At 67.2% G+C, this 21,978-nt stretch carries 21 protein-coding genes and 3 pseudogenes; 16 read left to right on the top strand and 8 right to left on the bottom strand.

What is annotated here, in order from left to right; translation table 11 throughout:
• Positions 1-183 precede the first annotated feature (183 nt).
• From ACLQ2U_RS31360 to ACLQ2U_RS31350, 3 genes are all read left to right on the top strand, one after another.
• Complete coding sequence (locus tag ACLQ2U_RS31360; protein ID WP_425754507.1) at positions 184-2,352, top strand: helicase HerA domain-containing protein; 2,169 nt, start codon at positions 184-186, stop codon at positions 2,350-2,352.
• A 6-nt stretch (positions 2,353-2,358) separates the two neighbouring features.
• Positions 2,359-3,780: a hypothetical protein gene (locus tag ACLQ2U_RS31355; RefSeq protein ID WP_425754506.1), complete on the top strand. Its 1,422-nt coding sequence runs from the start codon at positions 2,359-2,361 to the stop codon at positions 3,778-3,780.
• Between the two features lie 403 nt (positions 3,781-4,183).
• Positions 4,184-5,161, top strand: a complete 978-nt coding sequence (locus ACLQ2U_RS31350; protein ID WP_425754505.1) for a hypothetical protein — start codon at positions 4,184-4,186, stop codon at positions 5,159-5,161.
• Between the two features lie 881 nt (positions 5,162-6,042).
• Here ACLQ2U_RS31350 and ACLQ2U_RS31345 read toward each other — a convergent pair.
• On the bottom strand, positions 6,043-6,246 hold the full coding sequence (locus ACLQ2U_RS31345) for an IS3 family transposase (RefSeq protein ID WP_425754504.1): 204 nt from the start codon (positions 6,244-6,246) through the stop codon (positions 6,043-6,045).
• Between the two features lie 92 nt (positions 6,247-6,338).
• Between ACLQ2U_RS31345 and ACLQ2U_RS31340 the strand changes: the two genes are divergently transcribed.
• Together ACLQ2U_RS31340 and ACLQ2U_RS31335 are read left to right on the top strand one after the other, a co-directional pair.
• Positions 6,339-6,581, top strand: a complete 243-nt coding sequence (locus ACLQ2U_RS31340) for a hypothetical protein (RefSeq protein WP_425754503.1) — start codon at positions 6,339-6,341, stop codon at positions 6,579-6,581.
• 10 nt (positions 6,582-6,591) lie between these two features.
• The gene (locus tag ACLQ2U_RS31335) at positions 6,592-7,002 is read left to right on the top strand and encodes a hypothetical protein (RefSeq protein WP_425754502.1); all 411 of its coding nucleotides are present in this window, start codon (positions 6,592-6,594) and stop codon (positions 7,000-7,002) included.
• A 423-nt stretch (positions 7,003-7,425) separates the two neighbouring features.
• Here the strand turns inward: ACLQ2U_RS31335 and ACLQ2U_RS31330 are convergent, their stop codons facing one another.
• Positions 7,426-7,557 carry a hypothetical protein gene (locus tag ACLQ2U_RS31330; protein ID WP_425754501.1) on the bottom strand — a complete coding sequence of 44 codons (132 nt, stop codon included), beginning with the start codon at positions 7,555-7,557 and terminating at the stop codon, positions 7,426-7,428.
• 558 nt (positions 7,558-8,115) lie between these two features.
• Between ACLQ2U_RS31330 and ACLQ2U_RS31325 the strand changes: the two genes are divergently transcribed.
• From ACLQ2U_RS31325 to ACLQ2U_RS31310, 4 genes are all read left to right on the top strand, one after another.
• Positions 8,116-8,250, top strand: coding sequence for a hypothetical protein (locus ACLQ2U_RS31325; protein ID WP_425754500.1), 135 nt, complete (start codon positions 8,116-8,118; stop codon positions 8,248-8,250).
• Between the two features lie 303 nt (positions 8,251-8,553).
• Positions 8,554-11,454 (top strand): hypothetical protein, encoded by a 2,901-nt coding sequence (locus ACLQ2U_RS31320; RefSeq protein ID WP_425754499.1) that lies wholly within the window; start codon positions 8,554-8,556, stop codon positions 11,452-11,454.
• Positions 11,455-11,457: 3 nt separating this feature from the next.
• On the top strand, positions 11,458-13,329 hold the full coding sequence (locus ACLQ2U_RS31315; RefSeq protein WP_425754498.1) for a LodA/GoxA family CTQ-dependent oxidase: 1,872 nt from the start codon (positions 11,458-11,460) through the stop codon (positions 13,327-13,329).
• 139 nt (positions 13,330-13,468) lie between these two features.
• Positions 13,469-14,284 (top strand): hypothetical protein, encoded by an 816-nt coding sequence (locus ACLQ2U_RS31310; RefSeq protein WP_425754509.1) that lies wholly within the window; start codon positions 13,469-13,471, stop codon positions 14,282-14,284.
• A 61-nt stretch (positions 14,285-14,345) separates the two neighbouring features.
• On the opposite strand, the pseudogene ACLQ2U_RS31305 reads toward ACLQ2U_RS31310, so the two are convergent.
• A pseudogene (locus ACLQ2U_RS31305) lies at positions 14,346-14,606 on the bottom strand (VOC family protein); the annotation flags it as partial.
• A 351-nt stretch (positions 14,607-14,957) separates the two neighbouring features.
• On the opposite strand from ACLQ2U_RS31305, the gene ACLQ2U_RS31300 reads away from it, so the two are divergent.
• A complete protein-coding gene (locus tag ACLQ2U_RS31300; RefSeq protein WP_425754497.1) occupies positions 14,958-15,563 on the top strand; it encodes a YdeI/OmpD-associated family protein in 606 nt (201 codons plus the stop codon).
• Between the two features lie 58 nt (positions 15,564-15,621).
• On the opposite strand, the gene ACLQ2U_RS31295 is transcribed toward ACLQ2U_RS31300, so the two are convergent.
• Together ACLQ2U_RS31295 and ACLQ2U_RS31290 are read right to left on the bottom strand one after the other, a co-directional pair.
• The gene (locus ACLQ2U_RS31295; protein WP_425754496.1) at positions 15,622-16,149 is read right to left on the bottom strand and encodes a hypothetical protein; all 528 of its coding nucleotides are present in this window, start codon (positions 16,147-16,149) and stop codon (positions 15,622-15,624) included.
• 251 nt (positions 16,150-16,400) lie between these two features.
• Positions 16,401-17,081, bottom strand: coding sequence for a hypothetical protein (locus ACLQ2U_RS31290; protein WP_425754495.1), 681 nt, complete (start codon positions 17,079-17,081; stop codon positions 16,401-16,403).
• 400 nt (positions 17,082-17,481) lie between these two features.
• On the opposite strand from ACLQ2U_RS31290, the gene ACLQ2U_RS31285 reads away from it, so the two are divergent.
• Positions 17,482-17,709, top strand: coding sequence for a hypothetical protein (locus tag ACLQ2U_RS31285; protein ID WP_425754494.1), 228 nt, complete (start codon positions 17,482-17,484; stop codon positions 17,707-17,709).
• A gap of 131 nt (positions 17,710-17,840) precedes the next feature.
• Here ACLQ2U_RS31285 and ACLQ2U_RS31280 read toward each other — a convergent pair whose 3' ends face one another.
• The 3 genes from ACLQ2U_RS31280 to ACLQ2U_RS31270 all read right to left on the bottom strand — a co-directional run bounded on the left by ACLQ2U_RS31280 (position 17,841) and on the right by ACLQ2U_RS31270 (position 20,035).
• Entirely contained in the window at positions 17,841-18,080 is a 240-nt protein-coding gene (locus tag ACLQ2U_RS31280; RefSeq protein WP_425754493.1) for a hypothetical protein, read from the bottom strand.
• A gap of 9 nt (positions 18,081-18,089) precedes the next feature.
• A complete protein-coding gene (locus ACLQ2U_RS31275; RefSeq protein WP_425754492.1) occupies positions 18,090-18,926 on the bottom strand; it encodes a Clp protease N-terminal domain-containing protein in 837 nt (278 codons plus the stop codon).
• A 98-nt stretch (positions 18,927-19,024) separates the two neighbouring features.
• Entirely contained in the window at positions 19,025-20,035 is a 1,011-nt protein-coding gene (locus tag ACLQ2U_RS31270) for a mechanosensitive ion channel family protein (RefSeq protein WP_425754491.1), read from the bottom strand.
• Positions 20,036-20,360: 325 nt separating this feature from the next.
• On the opposite strand from ACLQ2U_RS31270, the pseudogene ACLQ2U_RS31265 reads away from it, so the two are divergent.
• From ACLQ2U_RS31265 to ACLQ2U_RS31245, 5 genes and pseudogenes are all read left to right on the top strand, one after another.
• Positions 20,361-20,474, top strand: a pseudogene (locus tag ACLQ2U_RS31265) (PPOX class F420-dependent oxidoreductase); the annotation flags it as partial.
• Between the two features lie 163 nt (positions 20,475-20,637).
• The gene (locus tag ACLQ2U_RS31260) at positions 20,638-20,931 is read left to right on the top strand and encodes a TMEM175 family protein (protein ID WP_425754490.1); all 294 of its coding nucleotides are present in this window, start codon (positions 20,638-20,640) and stop codon (positions 20,929-20,931) included.
• A gap of 12 nt (positions 20,932-20,943) precedes the next feature.
• Complete coding sequence (locus ACLQ2U_RS31255; protein ID WP_425754489.1) at positions 20,944-21,321, top strand: hypothetical protein; 378 nt, start codon at positions 20,944-20,946, stop codon at positions 21,319-21,321.
• 67 nt (positions 21,322-21,388) lie between these two features.
• A pseudogene (locus ACLQ2U_RS31250) lies at positions 21,389-21,631 on the top strand (CBS domain-containing protein); the annotation flags it as partial.
• On the top strand, positions 21,617-21,978 hold a 362-nt coding region (locus ACLQ2U_RS31245; RefSeq protein ID WP_425754508.1), incomplete at its 3' end, for a CstA-like transporter-associated (seleno)protein. The pseudogene ACLQ2U_RS31250 and the gene ACLQ2U_RS31245, both read left to right, overlap by 15 nt.

Here is a 21,978-nt window from a genome sequence, read left to right as displayed (position 1 = left end):
CGCCACGCCCGTACGGCCGCAATCATCAATCTCCACGAGGCCAGCCGACGCCCGGAACCCCTTATTTACCAGGCTCTTAAAACTGCGCAACGCTGCGCCCGAGTAGCCGGCGAGGCTCTCAGGAGCTCGTCGTGCCCAACCTTCCGTCGCCTCAGACCGGCAACTGAGAGGAATCAGAACGCGATGACCATGCCGATCGGCTCTGCTCGCGCCCAAGCCGAGATGAGCCCCCTCAACGCACTGCTCGACGGGCTTGACGTCGGCCGGGTCTTCGATATCGACTTTCGCGGCGCCACCGTCGTTACCAACGACGCATGGAAGCGGGGCGCAGGTGGGATCCCCGAGTTCTGCTTCCTGCTGGCGACCGTTCGACAGGCTGGCGTGCCGGCCGGGAACGAGGATGACGATGAGGTGCTGCTGCTGCGCGTCGAGGGCACCGCACCGGTCCCGCGTCAGTCCGAGCTGACCGAGATCCGGGAGGCGGCGGCCAGGCATGAGGCCGTCTGGGGCGACGCCGCGCCAGACGCGGCGGCCGTGACTCTGGATTCGTCGGCCGTCCCGATCGACAACCTGACCCGCGACCGGATGCAGTACAGCGGTCTGCGGTGCCGCATTCTGGGCACCTTTTACGCCGACGTCACCACCAACGGCGTGCCGTACCTGGCGTTCGGCAGCGACTTGGACAACCTCTACGCCGCGACCTCCTACCGAGTGTTCAAGCCGTCCCCGGCGGCACTGGAGATCATCGCCTCTTATCCGTCGGTTACCGAGGCTGAGGCCGAGGCGGGGGCTGCCCCTCAGCTGCTGCCGATCGGCCATGTGCGGTACGCGAGCACCCGCCGGCGCGCGAAGCTGCGCCAGGAGCATGAGGTGCCGGTGGCCGTTCGCGTCGGTGACTTCATCGAGCAGAAGACTGCCATCTTCGGCATGACCCGTACCGGCAAGTCCAACACGGTCAAGACCCTCACCACGGCGGTCTTCCGGCACGCCTGCGAGAACGGCGAGCGCATCGGTCAGTTGCTGTTCGACCCGCAGGGCGAGTACGCCAACGTCAACCAGCAGGACGGCACCGCGCTGGCCGATCTGGGCGACGAGTACGTCAGCATCTACCGCTATGGCCTGCGTGCCGGTGAGCCCGGCCGGGCGCTGCAGCTGAACTTCTTCGACCCGGAGATGCTCGAGCCGGCCCGGCAGGTGATCGCGGACGTGCTCCTCGCTGGTGCCGGCAACGCGAAGTACATCACCCGCTTCGTCAGCGCCGACCTCTCCGATCCAGACCCCGCCGACTATCCGAACCCGCAGGCGCTCGACAGCGCCAAGCAGCACATCGCTCGCGCGCGCATGTTCTTCTATGCTCTGCTGGCGAAGGCCAGCTTCCCGCTGCCCCAGCGGTGGTCCTTCACCATGAAGATGGCAGCAGCGATCGCCGACCGGATCATCACCGACACACAGGCCGGGATCACCAAGGTCAACGGCGGCCGCGTCACTATCAGGACTCGACAGGACCTGATCAAGGTCTGCGAGTGGCTCGTCGAGCACAAGGACGAAGGGTCGAGCACCACCCAGGGAACGATTGCCTACTGGCTGCGCGAAGAGGCCACCCAGGCGGTCATGGGGGTCTTCGAGTCCAGCACAAACCGGGCCGGTATCGCCCGCATGCGCGACGTCGCCCCGTTCCACAACCCGCACGCTGACGGCAACTTCGCCCTCGACATCTACGACGAGCTCTCCGAGGGCAAGATTGTCATCGTCGAGCTGTCCCGCGGCACGCAGTCGGTGCTCCAAGCCATTTCCGAGCGGATCATCATGCATGTCCTCGACCGGGGTGGAGAGGTGTTCCGCCGGAACGAGGAGCCGCCAAAGATGCAGATCGTCATCGAAGAGGCCCACACCCTCTTTGAGAAGTCGAAGTTCGGCAAGCAGGAGCGGGACCCCTACGTGCTGCTCGCGCGCACCGCGAGCAAGCTGAAGATCGGCCTGATGTACGCCACCCAGGAGGTGCGCTCCGTGGCCGACGAGGTCCTGAGCAACACCTACAACTGGATCGTCGCTCACCTCAACAGCAAGCACGAGGTCAACGAGCTGTCGAAGTACTACGACTTCGAGTCCTTCGGTGACGCCATCCGTGGCAGCGAGGACCGTGGCTTCGTCCGCCTCAAGACTATGAGCGGCCGGTACATCGTGCCGGTTCAGATCGCCAAGTTCGACGTGGCCATGATCACCGCGGCCCGCACCACCGCCGAGGCCGCCCAGGTGGTTCCGCCGGGGCTGCCGTCCGGTGACGCGCTCGGGCCGGCGGCCCCGGCGCACCGTGACGACCTATTCGGCGGCGACCTCGACGATCGGCGGTAGTTCTCCATGCCCTACAACGACGAGTACGGCCGATCCGAGCGCGCCGACCGGCTCAACCACCGAGGCCTTGTCGCCGACCCCGCCGTTACCGCCGCACTGCGCAACATGAACCTCCCCGACCGCGCCAACGCACGGCACGAGATCGAGAACGACATCGTTGCGCTGTGCACACCGGGGTCGGACCTGCCCCTGCTTAGCCGGCCGACAAACCGAGCGGTAGCCGTCGACGGCAGCCCAGCGGAGGTCGAGGTCCTGCCCGACTTCCCCGCAGCCCGCGTCGGCTACCTGCAGGTAGCCGTCGCGCATGTGGACCTGCGGCGGATGCTCGCTCCCCCCGCGGACAGGTTCGTCGACCCCCGAGAGATCGGCCGCGCGGCGGTCGGCTACGTGCTGAAGAACGTGATTCCCACCTCAGTGATCAACTATCGGGACGGGCAGGACCAGCAGTCGGCCTTCCGGGAAGCCGTGGACGCCATCTTCCGGGTCCCCCGTATGGGGGACCGAGAGGACGACCTCGCCTCACTGCTGGACGTGCTGTTCCACGTCTGGACCGGCACCCCGGACGTGCCGGCGACGTCCCTGTCGGTGTCCAAGTGTCCGTCGTGTGGGCTCGCCGGCCCACACATGGTGGGCGTCACCGCGATCTCGTGTCCCGGCTGTAAGGAGCGGATCTACCCGATCGACGTCCTCCAGCTGCACATTGAGGTCGCACCCGAGGGCAGCAACGTCATGGCGTTGGGCCGGCTGATGAGCGTCGTCGAGGTGCTCGTCTTCCTCTGGTTCATTCGCTGCTTCGCACGAGGTACCGAGTACCAGCACACAGCGTTCGTTCTCGATGGGCCAATGCTGGTCAGCGGCGCGGCCGCCGACCTCAAGCGGCACGCTGAGCGCTTCCTCCAGGCCGTGCACGCCTCCGTCAGCACGAGGGGGTGGCTCAGTCCCCCAATCCTCGGGCTGCAGAAGACCGGCGTGCTGGTGGACCACGCCCGGCAGCTGGCTTCCCTGGGGCTTCTTCCCCCCGGCACCCTTGTCTGCCTGCCCGACGGGTACCTGCGACGGTGGGTTGTCCCCGGGCCTGCCAGCCCGTACGGCAAGGACACCGACTTCGGGCGCCGCTTCATCTACCGCACCCGCGACGGGCGTGTCCACGTCCTGTCAGTGCCTCGGCTGACCGGTGGCACGGTGACCGACGACCGCGGCGGGGTCAACCTGGCCGCCTACCCCACACTGCGGTCGAGCTTGGGCTTCCTGGACGCCGTCGGCACTCGGCTCTACCAGGACGCGGTCATCCCGGTCGCCCTGGCACACAACTACGCCAGCCTCCCGGTGGGGATCGGCAGCGAGGTGCTGCGCACCCACGCCCAGGTCGCCCTCGGGGTCCGTCCGACTGCGATGCCGCCGCAGCCGACGCGCTGGCCGCCACGCTGACTGCTACCTTCCTTTGTCCGGGCGCATCTGGGAACGTTCGGCCCCAAGGGAGCGATCTGACCAAGGGGTGGAGTGCGGCCCATTCGCCCGTGCCATAGGCGTGCCTCCGCCATCCCGTAGCGGTCGTCCAGCCGTTAGCGGGGCGCCGCCAGGGCCGCCACCTCAAGCGGACCTTGACGGCTTGGACGACGGCTGGCGCTTCCGGCGACGGACGGCCGCCAGCCTGGTTCCGCGACTATCGGTGAGCCGGAGGATCGCGAGGCGACGTGAGCGCGACAGGCCGCGGCCTGGTCCCCGGCGCACGCACGCGGCCGATCGACATAGCTGCAAGTTTTACTTGTTGACGGCGAAACAATACTATGAGTGTGCCTCGCAACCCCCAGCCGTCATGGGAGGACAACCTGTGGGTCACTACGGGTACCGACTGTTTGTGGTCCACGTGCGCGAGGGCAGCAAGCGGAAGAACATCGATTTCAGCAAGGCAGGCGCAGGTCACCTTTCTGATTCCCTCTTCACCGACCTCTGTAAGCACGTCGATGCAACATTGAAACTCGAGGATCCCCCCAGGGTCAGCGATGAGGGGATGCCGCAACCGCCGACCGGCAACGTAGTCCGATACACTGCGGTCCATCGAAATGACTTCGAGCTTCGACTCGACTTCTATCACGGCACTTTCGGTGACGGCGGCACCTTGATTGATCCAGAAGGTAAGAACGTTGATCTGGACATTGAGGGACGAGCTGTCTCGAAGCCCTACCGAGCGCTATTGGCGCTGCCCGAAAAAGGTGCGGCCGGAATTCTAGCCGTTGAGGCTCGTGGACGGGCCTGCCCCTATCGGCGGGTTGAGGCAAGTCTTAAGTCCATATACTCGACCCCCTATCGGTTGTTTCTTTCGGAAGGAATTGCCGACCGCGCTGCCGTTGCGCACTTCATCCGGAATGGGATTGTTCGCGAGCTGGAGGTGACGACACTTGGGACGGCCCGCGATGGCGACCTCTTGGCAGAGCGCGTGAAGATGACCGTGAAGATCGCGGGTTCTGAGAAAATTCAGGAGACGATGCGGAGTCGAGCACTCGAGTGGGCGGACCAAAAATGGAGGACGCTAGCCAACCGAGACGCTCGGAGCTCGCTTGCTAATGAACTTGCTACGGCAGCTGTCGGGGTCGCAATACCGCTCAATTTTGTCGACAGCCTGCTGCGCGTAGATGGCCCTGGCGACCGAACCCGCAGTCTCCGTCCGTCTACCGAGATCGGTGAGTGGATCTACGATCTAGGGGACGTTCGACTCTCGGACGAGAAGTGGTTTAACACCGTTTCTATGTCTGTGTCCGAGTTGTTCCCATCGATGGCAGCCGCTCGGGGTGTCGTACCCCCCGAGTAGTCTAGGGGTCAACTGGGAGGTGCCAGATGCGTGGAGGACCGCTCGACCGTTTCGACGTACGTCCCCTCGTGTTTGATCACTTCCGTTCGCTGCGGCGGGTCAGCCTCACCCAGTCGGAAGATGACGAACTCCCGCCTGATGTAGCCGCACGCCTTGTCCTGTACGGAGTCCCCGTTGCGGTGTTATGCGTCTCTTGGTGGCAGGGCTGGAAGTTGACAGATCCCGGATCAATCTCGGGGGCAAGCGCGTTGATCGCGGGCATTCTTTTTACTGCCTTTACTCAACTCGCCTCTCTTAGGGACCGCCTGGAGGATCGCGGCGAGGCGATCAGCCCTGTCTCTCGGCGACACTTCCGTGAGACAGCCGCACACCTTATGGTGGGGGCCTTGGCGTCAGCCATCCTATCGGCGTTCCTCATCATCGCCTCGGGTATCCGAAAAACGCCTGACGATAAGCTCTCCGTGATACCTACGTCTGTATGCCTTGCCATCGCTGCCTTCATTTTTCTGCTCTTCGTTATGGCCATCCGCCGGATGTACTCGGCCTACCTACGAGTGTTCGAAGGCGGGCAGCCCCTAAATCCCCCGCGTGTCCGGCCAAACCGTTCGAATACCGCGAATTGACGCTGACCGGCCCTGCGACACCTCCGCCGCCATCCCGTTTGCAGTCGGCCCGCCCTCCTGGGGAGCGGGCCGCCACCCGGCCCGCCACGTCGGACGCGTGTTGCTCCCGATGGTGGCGGGCACAAGGCAGTCGCTAGGTCACCCGGTGACACGGCGCATATGCCTCCGCGGATCGGCCTGGTTTGATCACAGCATGGGTACCGACACTGCGGGCGGGGTGTGTCCAGGTGAGTTCCCCCCGCTTTGATGGAGCGGTGGTTACCTGCTGCCGGCTGGCGCAGGGGTGGTGATAGGTGGCTCGGCTGGATGGTTCTGGCGGGTGTGCCAGGCGGTCTCGTACTCGTCGGGGCTGAGGTAGCCCAACTCGCGTTGGATGCGGCGGGTGTTGTACCAGCCGTCGACGTAGGCGAAGATCGCGTTCTCGGCCTCGTCGCGGGTCCGCCAGGAGGTACAGGACTGCACCGACGTTGTCACCCGCTACCGCTGATCCTCAACGCCACTCGCGCATCGACCGCCTACCATGTTCCGACACCCCGGATGCGAGGAGACCCCCGATGGCCCCCACCCCCGCCGAACCCAAGCCCTTATCCACCGGCATTACCTGGAGCGGTGTGGCAGCCGTGGTGCTCATCAGTCTGTGGCCGGCGCTGCACGGCGTCTACTGGGCGATCCCCCTCACCGGAGCGGCCGTCACTATCGGCATCGGGGTGTGGCGAGGCGTCGTGATCCTCGGCATGATCATCAACCATCTTCGGTGGCGCGACATCGAGGTACCCGCCAACGACGACCTCGCTTGAGGAGGGGGCTATGAATTCGCCAACGCTGCGATACATCATCACCCACGAGCAGTGGAACGCCGGTCTGTTCAAGAGCATCAACCCCGAACCGGCCCTGCACGTTGAGAAGATCGACGCCGACGGCGAGACAGTCTGGGATCTCACCCTGGTAGACGCCTCCCCCGCCCCCGACGACCCAGCCGTGCAGCTGCGCATGTTCGACGAATCGTTCACGGCGTTCACCGACGCCCCCGAGGTGTTCGCCGCCCTGGCCTCCGGCGAGCTGCGCACCCTGCCCGACGTGGCCAAGGTGCTCGACGGGTTAGGGTTCACTGACGCCACTGAACGCACCCAACCGCACCGAGCGCCCCCGGACTGCCTGGTGTGCGGCGACCAGCCGAAACCGAGCCACTACTGCCCCGACTGCGGCAGGCAAGGATGACCGGCCGGTCGGTTCACCGCCGACGGCCTGTCGCCGTCCGGAGGCGTCGGCGGCGGGTGACCAGGCGAGACTGGCCATCGCTGTGGACAATCTGATTGGTTCGGACTCGCCGAAAGACGTTGTCCCCTCGTCTCAAATCGGCGGCTGTGACAGCGCACATAATTGTCACTCTGGTGCACGGTCGCGCTCTCAGCCTTGGTCACGGTGCTCCCAGGCCTGCGCCTCACGCTCGTGCTCAAGGCAATGAAGCAACGGTTTCCAAAAGAAGCTGGTCGGTGTCGACTGCAGCGGCATGACCTGCACATCAGCTTCGTCTGCTCCCAGAAGCTGTCGCAGTCCCGACCACTCTGCTCGATCGGTCGTGGGCGGCTGTGCTTCCATGAGTCCGCCGCCGGCCTTGGTCCAAGGTCCATTGCAGGACGCTCAGCCGCGCGGTTTGCGGCGGCAGTGACCAGGTGTGCCCGCGTGAGGCGGGTGAGCAGCCGAGACGCGGGCGAGCTGGGTGAGCATCTGCAAGATCTGGCGCAGGAGCAGGTACACCAGCGAAGCGGTCACGCCCCCATCGTTGCCGCTTCCGCCGGGGCAGACCTCACACAAAGGCGCACGTCACAGACCCGCACCGAATTTACGAGCCCGACAGGCAGCGCCGCCAGCAGGTACGTAAGTACCCGACGTTCTACAGCGCGCTGCGGGAGATGACCGCGTGGCTGCTCGCGGAGCAGGTTACGCACGTGGCGATGGAAGCCACCGGGGTGCTGGCGGCCGGTCTTCCACGCCCTCGCCGAGGCCGACGTCTTACCTCCATCGCCGGTGCTCGGGCAGTGCCTCAAAGCAGCCTGATCGAGGGCCAGATTTGCGGTCGGCGCCCCCACGACGCTTTGCCCTCGCTGATCCACGTCGCTCAGGCTCACTGTGTCATCTCACTGACAGAACCATTGAGTGACGGCTCTTGACAGACAAACATGAATGCATCGGCGTCGGCCTTGCTTTGGCAAACGGTGACAGATCGGCAGGTTGACTGCGGGTCTGGCTGGTGAGCTAGTGATGAATCCCTGCGATGGCAGAAACGGTCATCAGCTGCTCGTCGAACATGGCAGCCGCACGAAGAGTCCTGTGGAGATCCTCAACTCAACCGTCGACCGTTCTGCTCGGGTAAGCGAGGCGGCGGCCGAGGCTCTTCAGCACATTCAGCTCAACACGGTCATCAATGCAGGTCAGGTCAGCAATGCCTTCCGGGGGTGGGCCTAAGTGGCGGATCTACAAACCAAGCAGTGCTGATGCAGGAACGGGTCTGGGTTTGTGGGCGGAAGCCTGCATAACCGAACCTGAACGCGCAAGACATCCTGAGACTGCCCTTATTGAAGCGGGCATCGCCACGAAGGCCCCTTACCGCGACGACAACGCGTATCTCAGCGCGACGGCCCCGGTGAATGGAATCGCGGTCGTCGCGCAGCACCCTTCTCAGGTCCACCGACCCGCCCGCTGGAGGGAGCCACCGTGAACGAGATCTTCCGATTCCTCATGTTGCGACCGCCTCAGCCAGGGAACCCCGTGGTAGTGACACCGTCGCAGCGCTTCCTCACCCGCCTCGAGGAGGCGCGTCAGCACGCCGAGGGCCGCGAGGCGCTGCGAAGGGCGTCCGACGCGATCATCGCCGAGCGAGCCGTCACAAGCCTGTCCGACGTACCGCTCACCGACAAGCTGCTTGCGCTCGAGGCGACGCTTCGGGAGCTGACCCGGACACCCCCCAAGGGAAACTTCGGCATCGCCGTGGCCGGCGCAATCAGAGACGTTCTCGGGCAGTCAGCGGCCAAGGTCGCCGCAGACCCGAACACCGGCGAGGTCCGCGAGGTCCTCCAGGATTTGCTCATCGCCTCGAAACTACTGTCCCGCGACGCCGCGGTCGAGGCCGTCCAGGTCGAAACGGCGCTGCGCATGCTAGACCTCGTAATCCGTCTCGCCGACGGATCGGGACCGCTCGACGACCCGCAGGGCCTGACCGCCGCTCTCACCCGCTCGACCACGATCGGCCCGATCCTGCCCAAACGGCGGCCGCCGGACCCCGGCAAGCCGACCACACGCCCAGACGACGCCGGGGCGCGCATCGAGAAGCTGCGTGGCCGGATCAACCGGCTCAGCGAGGCGGCCCGGACCCTCTCCCGGCTGGAACCGGTCGCGTTCGAGCGCCCTGAGGGGAAGGATCCCCGTCCCGTCGAGCGACCCCAGGTCGATGCCCGCCAGGTCGTGGCTCGTCGTCTCGCCGAGTCCGGCCCGCACGGCGACCTGAAGGTCTTCGAGCCCGGCGCCGTCGCCGGTTTCGTCGCTGACCTCGACCTGGCGTCAGTGGTCGGTGACATCGCAGCAGACGCACAGGCCGTCGGACCGCGCCTGGTCCTTACCCGGGCCGCGTTCGACACGCTCGCCGAGCCGGTCCGCGCCGTAGTCGGCGAACTCGGGTTCGACCTGACTCGCACGTCGACCCCTACCGTCCTCGAGCACATGGACGAAGAGCTCACCTCGGCCTATCACGAACTGGCCAGCCTGGAGCGGGCGGCGTCGACCGTCCAGTTGCTGGGAACCTCCGTCGTCGCCGTCGACGGCCTGTCCACACAAAGCATCATCTCCGGATCGGTGTCGGTGCCCACCAGCCACGCCAACGTCCAGCCGGTCGGGGTCGGCGACCTGCTCGTTGTCCGGCAGCACATCAAGCGCTATGAGGGCGGCGAGCTCGCGCACATCGAGAACGTCCTCGATGGCGAGCACCACATGCGCAAAGTCCGGCGGGCCCAGGAGACCGAGACGACGATCACCGTCGAGGAGGAGACCAGCAAAGAGGAGGAGCGCGACAGCCAGACCACGGAGCGGTTCGAGCTCCAGCGTGAGGCGTCGTCCGTGATCAAGGACGACGTGTCGTTCAAAGCGGGGCTGTCGGTCTCCGGGTCGTACGGGCCCACTGTCGAGTTCAAGGCCTCTACCGACTTCGCGATGAACCACGCCAAGGAGGAGGCTGCCAAAACAGCCTCGAAGTACTCCAAGGAGGTCACCGACCGAGCCAGCTCCAAGGTCACCGAGCGACGACGCACCGAGCAGATCCTGCGCACACTCCAGCAGTTCGAGGACATCACCGAGCACGGGCTGGAGAATCCCGCCGGCAACGGCCACGTCATCGGCGCCTACCAGTGGGTGGACAAGGTCTACGAGGCGCAGGTCTACAACTACGGCAAGCGAATGATGTTTGAGCTGATGATCCCTGAGCCGGGTGCGTTCTGGCTCTACGCCTCGACATCTCGGCCGGCACCGGGGACGACGTCGACCAAGCCGATCGAGTTCACCCTCACCCCGTCGCAACTTGACCAGTACAACTACAAGACGTACGTCCACCGGTACCAGGTCGCCGGGGTGAAGCCGCCACCCGCGCCGTACGTCGCCGTCGCCAAGACCTTCGAGGGCGCGGCCGCGAATAAGGACGGCGGGGTCTTCACCAAGATCGCCGACGTCCCGATTCCGGACGGGTACCGGGCCATCGCCGCGTACACTACCGGCCTGGCCACCCTCTGGCGCGCCGACTGGAACGTCGACTACGCGATCGGCAAGGCGTCCTGGCGACAGAATGGCGGCTCGTCTTGGAGCCACGCGTACACCTTGAGCGACGAGGAGGGCGTGGTCCCGTTGGCGCTTAGGACGTTCCAGATCGACCACCTCGCGGTCGCCGTCGAGATCACGTGCCAGGCGACCGCGCGAGCGCTCGACATCTGGCGGCTGGAAACGCACACCGCGATCCAGCAGGCATACCTCAAGCTGCTCCGGGACTACCAGGACGAACTGGCGGCGCTGCAGGTCCAAGCGGCGAACGCCGTCCAGGGCCGAAACCCCGCAGAGAACCGCCAGATCGAGCGGGCCGAACTGCGCAAGCACGCGATCGCCACCCTGACCGCGCAGCAGTACGACCTCTTCGGCGCGGTGAGGTCGTCGCCGCAGGGCTTTCCCGAGCTCGACCTCGTCGAGGCCGACCCGGAGGGCCGCTACATCCGCTTCTTCGAGCAGGCCTTCGAGTGGGAGCAGATGATGTACCTGTTCTACCCGTACTACTGGGGCCGAAAGGACAACTGGCTGGCGCGCTCGCAGTTGCAGGACGTCGATCCGCAGTTCGGCGAGTTCCTGAAGGCCGGGGCGGCCCGAGTGGTCGTACCCGTACGGCCCGGGTTCGAGACCACGATGGCGCACTTTCTCGACACCGGCGAGATCTGGGACGGCGCAAACCCACCGTTGTTAAGCAGCCCGCTCTACGTGAGCATCATTCAGGAGATCAAGGAGCGGGACGAGGCACCCGGCACCGAGGTGCCGCAGGGTGACCCGTGGGACGTCCGGCTACCCACCACGCTCGTCCGGTTGCGGCACGACGGCTCACTACCGACCTGGCAAAAGAACGCCGGGGAATGGGTTCCGGTGTGACCGATGGCCCAGCCTCCTCCCCGGTACCGAATCCACCCGGCGATCGGGATCGCCCGGGTCGGGAACGCCGATCCCAACGACTATTTCATCGGGCCTGAGCGACCCGGACAGCCGGTGGTCGGCGTCCCCGGCCTGGGGACGGCAACGCCGCCGTTCAAGTCAGGCGGGCGGGTCAAGCGGCAGGCCGCCCGGTTCCGGATCTACGAGTACACCGAAAGCGGGGGCGTCTGGTCGCCGTCCCGCGAGGTCACACTTGACGACAAGGACGTCGTGGATCTCACCTGGACGGTGCACCTCGCCAACCGGAAGGCGTCGTTCTTCACCTTCGACGGCCTCGCCGGCTCGCCACTGCTGCCGGTCCAGCCAGCCCGGAGACGGCGCAACCCCGGCGTGCCGGACCGGCGGAGCCTGGAGATCGATCCGCAACCGCGCAGCATCTCCGGCAAGAACGCCAATCCAGTCAAGATCGACAAGGGCACGAGCCGTAACCCAGCCGCCGAGCTGTGGCCGAGCCCGCAGCCGACCCCGGCGATCACCTCACTCGGCCAGCTCCGGACCGACGGCCAGGGCCGGCTCATCGTCGTGCCCGGGGGTGGGGTGGCGGGCGCTCGCGGTGGTGCTGCGATCCTGGACTACGCGAACAACGATGGCTGGTTCGACGACGTTTGCGACGGCCCGCTGACGGCTCGCTTGCGACTGAAGGTCGCGGGTAAGACGGTGACCGTGCCGGTGCAGGGCGCCTGGCTCGTCGTCGGCCCGCCGGACTTCGCCCCCGGCCTGCCGCAGATGGTGAGCCTCTACGACGTCCTGGTCGACGTCGCCGTGCGCGGGAGGCTGGTACCTAAGGACGAGTCGGTCTACATCAGCGGCGAATTCGGCTTCATGACGGGGATGGCCAAGGATCTCGGCGGCGGCGGAACCACGTTCACAACATACAAGGTCCGGTTCGACGAAGACGTCGCGCCGATCCTGCGTGCAGCGATCGCGTCGATGTGGGTCTTCGGGCCGGCTCAGCTCAAGCATGTGATGCTCGGCGGACCCACGCCGCCAGCGTCGATTTGGGCATCCCTCTCGGACCCGGCACAGCCGAAAACCTTGCGCGAGTTCATCTTCAGGCGGCTGCGCAAGCCGGGTACCACGGGGCTGACCGCGACGATCGGCGACAACATGCCTAAGCTGCTCGGCGACGACCCGTATGGCAAGTTCGCCACCGGCCGGTACGGCCTCACCCTCACAGAGACCCAGTACGCCGTTATGGAGCGGTGGTCAAAGGGCGCTTTCCTCGCCTCGGGCCTCGGCCCGGCCTCGCTGATGGCGCCGCCGGTTCCCGCCGCGGTGACATCGTCCGGTCTGGACCGTGCGGCGCTCGAGTTCGCCTCCGGAGGCGCGTTCTTCCCCGGTATCGAGGTCGGCTGGATGATCCGGGAGGCCAAGATCTTCGCGGAGCCGTTCCGGGTCAAGCACGGCACCGGCAGTCGTTACGTCGGGGACCCGGCTGGCACGAAGGTGGGCCCCGGCTACTTCTCCCGGCAGATGGCGTTGCCCTGGCTCGCCGACTTCCTCGATTGCAAGACGGAGGAGCAGAGCCGTGCCGTCCCGCCGGAGAACTGGGGCTGGTGGCCTTCCCAGCGGCCGGACTTCGTCTACCCAACGGCGGCGGAGGCGGCCGCCCGCGGCACGATGCGAGCCTGGACCCGCGCGCAGGCTGGTGCCTCGATGGCCTGGCCACCAGCGCCCCGCCAGGGGCCATCACGCAGGCCGCCCGAGATGCCTTCGTACGAGCAGATGGTCGCCAACTGGTTCAAGCTCGCCTTCGTCACCGGGACACACGCGTCTGGGTTCGCGGAGTCCGAGCGGGCCGGGTCGATCCCGTGAACCCGCGTTGAACGCGACGACGACTGTCGTGGTAGGCGCCGGACCGGCGGGTGCCGCCGCCGCGGCTGCCGCCTGCCGCCGCGGCGACCGGGCATGGCTCGCTGGCCTCGCACGGGATCATCCGACCGGGACGCTCGAGGTGCTGTCCGGGCGGGCGACGGCGGCGCTCGTCGCGCTCGGCTGGTACGACGACATCGTGGCTCGGGCCCGGCCGTGTGACGCGATCCTCTCTCGCTGGGCGTCGCCGGAGTACGTCGAGCGAACAGCGCTGCTAGAGCCTGGCGGACACGGCTGGATCATCGACCGGTCCTGGTTCGACCCCCTGGTGCGCCGGCTCGCCGTCCGGGACGGCGTGACCCGGGTCGCGACGTCCACGCAAGCCCCGTCGACGGGACGGCGGGTACTGGCCACCGGCAAGCACGCGCCGCCCGACGGGATGCGACGGGTGCTCGGGCCGGACCGCGTCGCGCTCACTGCCGCCGGCCCCACCGGTGCTGTCCGTGGTCTCGGCCACCGGCTCACCGTCGAAGCGGTCGCCGCGGGATGGTGGTCCGCCGTTGACGACGGCGTACACGTCGCCGTCACGTACGTCACCGATCCGGTCGTGCTGCGCCGCCACGGGGGCCTTGACCAGGCCTGGCGGGCCGTCGTCCGCGCCGCGCCCGGCTGGTTGCCCGCCGACTTCCGGGCGATACGGCCGCGGGTGCGTCCGATTCGAAACCGCCTACAAGCGGGCCTCGCCGGCCCGGTCCGGGTCGGTGACTGCGCGCTGAGTGTCGACCCGCTGTCGGGCCACGGGCTCGCACTCGCGCTCGAGACCGGACTGCGGTGGCACGACTCGGACTACCCGGCCTGGCTCGCCGAACAAGCCGACCGGCACGCTGACGACGGCCTGGCCGCGCACGCCGCGGTGCCATACGAGACGGACTACTGGCAGGCCGGGCGCTCGTGCTGACTCCGTCGGCGTTGCGGCGGTCAGCCACGACGGCCGCACCGAGCTCGGTCAGCCGCGCCAGCTCCGCGTCGCGCGTGCCTTCGACAGGACGCAAGTCGAGATGGATCCTGTTCTTGATCTGCTTTACTTCCGGCACCTCGATGAAGAGCAGACGGTGCCGCCCGTCACGGGAGTAGATCATGCATTCCTCGTGGCCGGGCTCGTTCGGATCGTCCGGGTCGTCGCTGTAGTCGAGAACGGCTTGCCACCAACCCAGACAAGGCGTAGGCGTTGGCACAGTCCACGGTGGTGTGGGACACGTAGGAGGTCGCCACTGGATCATCGCAAGGCGAAGCAGACGGGCGAACTCTATACGCGACGCGAGCGCACGCTCATGCCGCAGACCGAGCGGTTGAGGTGCGTGGCTGGATCGCCGGGCGTCGCCGGCTCGTACGGCGTCTGGCCGCCACCGTGGATGGCGCTGGTGATTGGCAGAGGCCCGTGGTCGTGGACGACGCTCGCCGCAACCGGCACGTGCACGAGGAGTCCGACATGCCGGCCCGACGTCGAGACGGTCCTGACCATCGAGGTCCTGCCCCCGACGGTCCGCCGAGCGACCGGCGCCGGCAGCCCCGCGAGTCGGGCTGGCCCACAGGCAGAGGCTGCGGCAACGGCGCAGCGATAGCCTGCCGTCATGGCGAGCGCTGAACTGGATAAGTTGATCGTCGCGGACGCCGACGCGCTGTGCGCGTGGTTGTCGGCCAACCACGCCACGTCGCCCGGTGTCTGGCTCGTCCTGACCAAGAAGGGCGGCACAGTCACGACGCTGACCTGGCAGCAGGCGGTCGACGAGGCCCTGTGTTTCGGCTGGATCGACGGGCAGGCCCGTAGACGGGATCAGGAAACCTCCTGGATCCGGTTCACCCCTCGCAGGCCCCGCAGTTCCTGGTCACAACGCAACGTCGCCCACGTGGCCCGGCTGGAGGCGCAGGGGCGAATGCTGCCGCCAGGCCGCGTCGCGGTAGAAGCCGCGAAGGCGGACGGGCGGTGGGCGGCCGCCTACGCCCCGCCGTCGGAAGCCGAGGTGCCGGCCGACCTCCTCGCCGCCATCGCTGCCGACCCCGCCGCCCAGGCCATGTTCGACGTCCTCACCAAAACCAACCGGTTCGCTCTCATCCACCGCATCAATGCCGTCAAACGGGCGCAGACCCGCGAGCGGAAGATCGGCGAGTTCGTTGCCATGCTGGCCCGTTACGAGACGATTTACCCGCAGAAGGCCAAGCCTCCGAACTCGCCGTAATCGACATCTTCATGATCATGTGCGCTCATCTGCCGCGAAGCGAGTGGCTTGCTCGCACTCAGCCGTTGTTTTCAGCAGGGATAAGCAGCCAGCGCGCGAAGCAGCTTTCGTCGTCCAGCTCGGTGTACCACCGGATCTTGAACCGATACACCCTTGTCTCAGCAGTCTGGATCAGCATGCCCGGGTCAGGCTCTCGCTTCGGTGGGCCGTGAACGACCGGCACCGGCCCTGGCCGTGCCGGCGACAACGGGCCCGAGTACTCGCCGGCACCGTCGACTGCTGTGCTGAAGACCGCCAGTTCACCACTGCCGACAGCGAGGTCATCACCCTCGTCGTCCTCGGCGTCCGGGTACATCAGTGCTGCAGCGAGCACACGCGCGTAGTCGGGCCCAGATGCCTGTACGAAGGCGAGGGCACCGTCCTCGGACTGGAAGACCTCAATCCAACTGTCATCGCGGACAACCCCGTCCCCGCCGACCAGAGCCGCTCGGCCAGCACCGACGGAGATTGTGCTGTCCTCCGGCGCCATGTCGACGACCCGTTCGAAGTCGTCGTTGCTGTAACCGCACCATTCGCTCCGCCGCATGGCGTCGATCGCGAGGAAAGGTTCGCCGTTGGTCCACAGCCGGCCAACATGAGCCCATGATCCTCGCACTGACCCAGTATCACCTCCGGGCAGGAAGACCGAGCAGTGGGCATCTCTGTGGCCATCGCCTCAACCCCGCCCTACCGGTCCTGTCGATGAGCCACTCGGATTCGCGTCCGACTCGCATCGCCCGCCACGGCATCCGCACATCAGCGATGAGGGCACTGGGGTTGTCAGCGGATCATCTCCGGTCAGGGCGCCGACTGCTCCCACGCCGGAAGCTCAACCGGGTCGAACAGCACCGCAACGTTGTCGGCCGACGGGCGCAGCTGTCCCTCCGGTCCGCCTTCCCCCAGCAGCAGCTCAACGTGGGCGATGCCGAACAGCAGGCTGATCCGAGGACACCAGAAGCCGCTGAGGTGGCCGTCCTCCCACGGCAGGTAGTGCAACCCGACATCGGTGACCTCCGCTCCGATGAAGCGCCGCCATTCGCTGCGCTGACTGACGTCCCAGACGGCGACGTCGGCGTCGACGCGAACTCCCGTACCGCGCAGAGGCACCTCGCGCATCCCAATGCCCTCCCGCATACCCGGTGGATCCCACGTCACCGAGAACACCCGGCCACCCAGCATCTCCAACTCGATGCCGTAGTCGGCGGAGTCGAACCCAGGGCAGCTCCAGATCGGATCGCGCCACTCCGCGTCGTCCGTGATCTCCCGTGGGCCGGCCTGGTTCGCCGCGATCTCCTCGCGGAAGTAGTCGATGCCGAAGTAGCGCACCGCTGCCAGCCGGAGACCGACAAGCATGCGGGCGTGCCGCACCCGTTCTTCCTGTTCTTCCAGGGACCTCACCCATGACCACACCCGCTCCTCGAACTGAGCAGATGCCGGGTTATCAACGCCGAGAGGTGCGCGGTCGCTGTCGTGGTTCACGGCCGCATCATGCCCGACGCGGAGTGCCCACTCATTTGGTTTTCCCCCGCTGCCGTCCTACCCGACCATCCTGATTTGCCGCTGACCGCGCGCCCGATTAGCATCTGCTCGTCCCGACGATCGGGAGCTCAGGGCTCGGCCGCTTTCAGTCCTCGAGTGGATCCCAGTGGTTGTTGTAGCGCAGGAGTGATTGGGCCAGGTCGGGGTGAGCGGCTGCCCACACGGTGTCGAACAGGAACCACTGCTGGTACCCGAATGACTGACCACAGTGCCGCCACCGCAGGTCGTCGACCTCAACGCCGCCCGGGTCCAACGACGCCCGATCCTCGGCGGACTGATCAACGAATACTCGCAGGCAGCGTAGCCAAACTGGATTTACGAGCCCCACACGATGGGACTGGTGAACTGGCTGGTCACCACGGTGTGCGGAGTGCCGGTGCCGGCCAGCGGCGGCCCCGTAGCCCGCAACGAGTACGTGCGCCGATGCGCAAGCGGCAACATCCCGCACGGCCTGCCCCCGGCCGTGGCGGAGATCCTCGCCCGACACGCTCCCGCAGCGGCACGAATGAACGACTTCTACTGGCGGCTGTTCGGCGGCGAGATCCACGCCGAATATCCCGGCCCGTAGGTCGGGCTCGCAATACTGTCGGCGGCGCTGGCTCCACGATTCACTCTTCTGCCACGCTCCGTGCGCTACCCACCGTCACGACGAACGGGCGGAGTAGGCGTCCGGTGGGAAGGCGTGCACGGGGTGCTCGATCACGGCAGCCGGCCCTGACTGAGGGGGGTGCCGCGTCGGCAGGCGATGATCGTGGGATGGGCATTCCAGTATCCCTGCGCGAATCGCTGCACGATCCTGTGTTCTGGGCGCGGTACACCTTCGCCGCGGAGGACGGTCCCGGTGCCGATCGGCTCGGCGCCCTTGAAGAGCTGCTCGACGAGGACGATGACGAGCGGGGCAACGCGCTCAACGTCACGTTCGACGTCGGCGGCGGCCATCTCATCTTGCTACGACGTCGACACCCGGCTCGGCTCGTACGAACTGGGCATCACCGGAGCTGGTTCCGCCGAGCCTGCCGAGCTGGGTTGGGACGATTTGGCGCACTGGCACCCGTACGCGCTGCGCTGGTCGGAGCTCGATTTGATCTGCCAGGCGGTCGCCGTGCGGGATCCGCTGCTGTCGCACCCGGGGGCGCCGATGGCCTTGCTATGCCGGTTCGCCGCGGTCTTCGAGGACGACGACGTGGACGCCGCAGTTGCCGGCGTAGACGCGGCGTACTGCGCGCTGCGGCCCAGGGCTGGGACGGCTACTGGCCCAACGCTGCAACCGAAAGACGTCGCGGCCGAGACCGCCCCGGGCATGCCGTCACCCATCCGGAACGCAATCGGCGCGGTGTCGCTAAAGTCGACGTGTCCGCAGGACCCAGACGGCGGTCGGCCCGCCCTGCCGAGCCCCCTGTGGGGGACTGGGCCGGCGGACGCGAGCAGGGCGCGCTTCGCCGCTGGCGCGAGCGGGGGCGTGTCCTCGCGTGGCCTGCCTCTGGGGAGGGCCGCCTCTATCTGGCGGGCCAGGTCGTCGGGGTCGGCGCCGCTCGCGTCGAGGATCCGGCGGGTGGGGTCGGACTGGGCGGCGGCCCACAGCAGGTGCTCGACGTTGAGGTAGGGGCTGCCCCACGCCGCAGCCTGCTCGGCTGCCCGTTGCAGCAGTTGCCGCGATTCGGTGGAGAGCAGCCGGGACAGGTCCACGCGCTCCACCGGACGTCCCTCGAACGGGTCTCCGCCGAAGAACCGACTGATCAGGTCGTCCAAGGAGCCGCCGGGGATGCGGAACGCGTCGAGCGACATCTCATACCTTCCTGTCGGTGGGGTGGGTCCTCGGCACAGGCCCACCTGAACGCGCACCTTTCGCCCGTCAAGGCGGCTTTTGTGGGTTTGCGGGGAGGTCAGGGTTTGTACTCGCTGCGGGTGCGGGGGAGCCACTGCGGGTGGTTGTCGCGGATGTAGCGGATCAGGCCCTCGCGGAGGTCGCAGCGGAGGTCCCAGGCGCTGGGCCCGTCGGCGGCTGCGGCCTGCACCTCGATCACGACGCTCGGTGCGGTGGCGTCGACCATCTGCAGTACCCACTGGCTCCGGTCCCACAGCGGTGAGGACTCGACGAGCCGTTGCGTCTCCGTGCGCAGGTCCTCGAGGTCGGCGGTGTGGTCCACGTGGATCTGGACCTTGCCGACCACCCGCGCCTCGTGCCGGGACCAGTTCTGGAACGGGCGCTCGGTGAAGTACATCGTCGGCAGGACGAGCGTCCGGTCGTCCCACAGCCGGACGACCACGTTGGTCAGCTTGACCTCTTCGACCCGGCCCCACTCGCCCTCGATGACCACCACGTCGCCGACGTGCAGACCGTCCGAGAAGGCGACCTGAATACCGGCGAACGCGTTGCCCAGCGCGGTCCGGGCGGACAGGCCGATGAGCGCGCCGACGACGCCGGCCGAGCCCAGGACGGAGATCCCGAACGCGCGGATGGGCGGGAAGGTGGTCATGATCAGGCCGATGGCCACGATCGTGATCACTACCGCGGTGAAGCGTCGGACGGGGCGGATCTGGGTTCGGGCCCGCCGGATCCGGCGGTCCGCGACCACCTCCGGCGGCAGCCGGCTGAAGGTGACGCCCTCGGCGACGTGCAACGCCTTGATCACCAGCCAGGCGACGCTGCCGATGAGCAACAGCCCGATGGCGTGTCGGACGTCGCCGAGCCATCCGGTCGGCCTCGGCGGCAGTGCGAGGTACAGCCCGGTGAGGAGCAGCGCGGCGGCCGTCGGACGGCGGCAGGCGTTCCGCAGTGGTCCCAGGACCCACCGGTAGCGACCGTGGTTGGCGCGACGGACGAGCCTGCGCGTGCCGATGTCCAGCAGCACGGCCACCACCAGCGTGGCCAGCATGATCAACGCCGCGCGCATCAGGCGGCGATCGCCGTGGTCTCGACCGTCATCCCGCTGCGCTCCTCGCCCACGTCATGACGTACAGAGGACGGGTTACCGCCTGACCCTATGCACACCGGGAGGACACGGAGTATTTCCTGCCAAGAACACCCCTTCCGGGTGGCACGTGAACCGCAGATACCAGCGGACCACGACCACGATCACCTCGGGCGGGAACCGGAACCCGGCGAACGCCGACGTCGGAGGCAACCAAGGGCGCGAGCGGGTCGATGACTTCACTGCTCAAGCCTGCCTCGATCTTGCCAACCTTCAATGCAACGGTGCCACTGTTCGGGCTCTACGGGTTCAGGGCGAACACCCGGACTGGGACGACTTCCGGCGGGCCATGGTCGCCGAGCGTCGCCTCGTGCTGCGGCTGCACGTCGAGCGCGTCTACGGGATGCCCCCACGCGGGTGACCTCGCGCGCGGACCGGTCCGCCGACCGCCACGGCGGCACCGCTCGGCGGCCCCGGGTTCCCGACATTGGATCACCGCACGAAGTCGCCGACGGTGGGTATGCGTCGCTCCTGCTGACCGCCTCCGGCGATCCCGTCGGGAGCGCGGCGGACGGGGGGAGCCGATGGACAGCGACCGGGATCAGCGGGACGCCGAGGACGTCGAGGCCTCCGGCCTGCGCTCGGACACCGGCCGGGCGATCGGGTTCAGCGACGCCGTCTTCGCCATCATCATCACGCTGCTCATGCTCGACCTGCGCACCCCGGAGGTACCGCCGGGTGGGCTGCTGCACGCGCTGCTCACCCGCTGGCCGGTCTACCTGGCCTACGTCACGTCGTACCTCTACGTCGCGGTGAACTGGCTGAACCACAAGGGCACCTTCCATCGGATCCGCTGCACCGACCGCGGGCTGCACTAGGCGAACCTGGGCGTGTTGTTCAGCGTGGCCCTGCTGCCGTTCGTCACCGCGGTGGTCTCTCAGGCGGTGGAGGCGGGCGACCGGTTCGACGAGGGCGTCGCGGTGGCGTTGTACGGGCTGGTCGGGGTGGTCCTCTCGGCGGCCTGGCTCTGGCTCTACCACTACCTCAGCCGGCACGGGGAGCTGCTGCAACGGCACGTCACGCCCCGGTTCTTCGCCGTCGAGCGGCTCCGGGCGCTGCTCGGGATCATGGCGTACGCCGCGGCCGGCGTGGTCGGCTGGCTGGTCGGCGTGCCGGCGGCGCTGGTCGTCCTGCTCCTGCTCCCGCTCTTCTACGGCCTGTCCAGCAACGGCTTCTACGACCTGCGGCGCAGGCTGCGCCACCGCTGAGTCCGGCCACGTTACCCCGACCGGGGTGGCAGGTAGACCGCGGTGCCGACACCGAGAGGGGAGCACCATGACAACGGTCGGAGAGTTCATGACGACCCGGTTGGTGACGATGGACGGCGACGACACGCTCACCGCCGCGGCGCAGGAGATGCGCGACAGCGCGATCGGCGACGTGGTGGTGACTGACGACGACAATTCGGTCGGTATCGTCACGGACCGGGACATCACGGTCCGGGGTGTTGCCGAGAACATGGATCCCAACTCGACCAGACTCAACCAGATCACCAACAAGGACGTGGTCACGGTCAGCGGGTCTGTTGCCTTGATCCCTCGACACGGACAACGCAACAGACCCTGGTCGGCCCTGAGCCGCAGCTGGCGGCTCGTCACCTGGTACGTCAAAGAGGTCGTTGGCGAGAACGACTACGAGCATTTCGTAGAGCATCTACGGCATCATCACCCGCATGCCCGACCGGCCTCCAGGAAGGTGTTCGAGCGCGACAAGGTGCAAAGGCTCGAAGCCGGACCGAACAGTCGCTGTCGCTCGAGCAATAGCCGGAGAGCGCTGCTGAGGTCGAGCGTTAGCGGCAGAACGAGGCTAGTGATCCGTCGGGGTCCGGGCGGCGCCCTGCCTGCGCCGGGTAGCGACGACGGTGG

The organism is Micromonospora sp. DT47 (genome assembly GCF_049844475.1).
In the GTDB taxonomy this organism is placed as follows: domain Bacteria; phylum Actinomycetota; class Actinomycetes; order Mycobacteriales; family Micromonosporaceae; genus Micromonospora.
Note: the sequence above shows the minus strand (reverse complement) of the source record. Positions and strands in the feature narration are given on the sequence as shown.

What these genes read in the sequence shown, in the direction of transcription:
- ACLQ2U_RS31360 (WP_425754507.1), top strand. Translation starts at nt 184, where the DNA reads ATGACCATGCCGATCGGCTCTGCTCGCGCCCAAGCCGAGATGAGCCCC.
- ACLQ2U_RS31355 (WP_425754506.1), top strand. Translation starts at nt 2,359, where the DNA reads ATGCCCTACAACGACGAGTACGGCCGATCCGAGCGCGCCGACCGGCTC.
- ACLQ2U_RS31340 (WP_425754503.1), top strand. Translation starts at nt 6,339, where the DNA reads ATGGCCCCCACCCCCGCCGAACCCAAGCCCTTATCCACCGGCATTACC.
- ACLQ2U_RS31335 (WP_425754502.1), top strand. Translation starts at nt 6,592, where the DNA reads ATGAATTCGCCAACGCTGCGATACATCATCACCCACGAGCAGTGGAAC.
- ACLQ2U_RS31315 (WP_425754498.1), top strand. Translation starts at nt 11,458, where the DNA reads ATGGCCCAGCCTCCTCCCCGGTACCGAATCCACCCGGCGATCGGGATC.
- ACLQ2U_RS31300 (WP_425754497.1), top strand. Translation starts at nt 14,958, where the DNA reads ATGGCGAGCGCTGAACTGGATAAGTTGATCGTCGCGGACGCCGACGCG.
- ACLQ2U_RS31295 (WP_425754496.1), bottom strand. Translation starts at nt 16,149, where the DNA reads ATGCGGCGGAGCGAATGGTGCGGTTACAGCAACGACGACTTCGAACGG.
- ACLQ2U_RS31280 (WP_425754493.1), bottom strand. Translation starts at nt 18,080, where the DNA reads ATGGCCGCCGCCGACGTCGAACGTGACGTTGAGCGCGTTGCCCCGCTC.
- ACLQ2U_RS31275 (WP_425754492.1), bottom strand. Translation starts at nt 18,926, where the DNA reads ATGTCGCTCGACGCGTTCCGCATCCCCGGCGGCTCCTTGGACGACCTG.
- ACLQ2U_RS31270 (WP_425754491.1), bottom strand. Translation starts at nt 20,035, where the DNA reads ATGCGCGCGGCGTTGATCATGCTGGCCACGCTGGTGGTGGCCGTGCTG.
- ACLQ2U_RS31260 (WP_425754490.1), top strand. Translation starts at nt 20,638, where the DNA reads ATGGACAGCGACCGGGATCAGCGGGACGCCGAGGACGTCGAGGCCTCC.